Origin of the sequence: Telmatospirillum sp. J64-1 (assembly GCF_006980715.1) — a bacterium.
Lineage (GTDB): Bacteria > Pseudomonadota > Alphaproteobacteria > Rhodospirillales > Magnetospirillaceae > Oleiliquidispirillum > Oleiliquidispirillum nitrogeniifigens.
This window is the reverse complement of sequence record NZ_SBHN01000088.1, coordinates 1-587: the sequence shown is the minus strand read 5'-3', so window position 1 is coordinate 587 and position 587 is coordinate 1. Positions and strand designations below refer to the sequence as shown.

Here is a 587-nt window from a genome sequence, read left to right as displayed (position 1 = left end):
TTCGCCCTGCGCCGCATCGACATACAGGATCGGCGCTGGCAGCAGGCCATGACGGCGATCACCGACTCCATCCGCATCGCCGGCTCCAAGACCTATGTCCGCTTCTACCGCCGCACCGACCCGCAGGCACGGTGGGAACCCGTCACCATCGATCTGGCAGCTGCGTGAGGGAGGCAAAGATGAAGCTGTCTCGCGTCGTCCTATCGACAACCCAAGCTCCCCAAACCCCAGAACGGCAGCAACGCCTCATGGAAGCAACTGCCATCATCGAGCAGGCAGCCGTTCTGGTTGATGAACTCGACAATCCGGGAATGGCTCTCAACGGACTGATCACCGTCTACGTCAATCGTGTTCTGGCGCAGAGCCAGGCCGACCAGGCTATCGCCAGCCTGGAGCAGTTGGTTCAAATCCTGAAGCAGAACGCGGCCCTGATGGCGCCGGCTGGGAGGGCGTGATGCAAACCTTCGCCCGCCACAAGACCCTCGCCGAGATCCGGCAGGCCTGTCAGGAGGCAGGCTTCACCCTGTCCACCCGACTCTACGACGAAGAAGGGTCGGACCATATCAGCGTCGACTTCAAGCATGACG

The 587-nt window shown here is 61.8% G+C and carries 2 protein-coding genes; both read left to right on the top strand.

The genetic code is table 11. The features are described 5' to 3' along the window. The first annotated feature begins 6 nt into the window (after positions 1-6). Positions 7-168 (top strand): DUF3164 family protein, encoded by a 162-nt coding sequence (locus EPD66_RS23890; protein ID WP_255448630.1) that lies wholly within the window; start codon positions 7-9, stop codon positions 166-168. 11 nt (positions 169-179) lie between these two features. Further along, positions 180-455: a hypothetical protein gene (locus tag EPD66_RS23885; RefSeq protein WP_142851049.1), complete on the top strand. Its 276-nt coding sequence runs from the start codon at positions 180-182 to the stop codon at positions 453-455. Positions 456-587 lie beyond the last annotated feature (132 nt).

What these genes read in the sequence shown, in the direction of transcription:
- EPD66_RS23885 (WP_142851049.1), top strand. Translation starts at nt 180, where the DNA reads ATGAAGCTGTCTCGCGTCGTCCTATCGACAACCCAAGCTCCCCAAACC.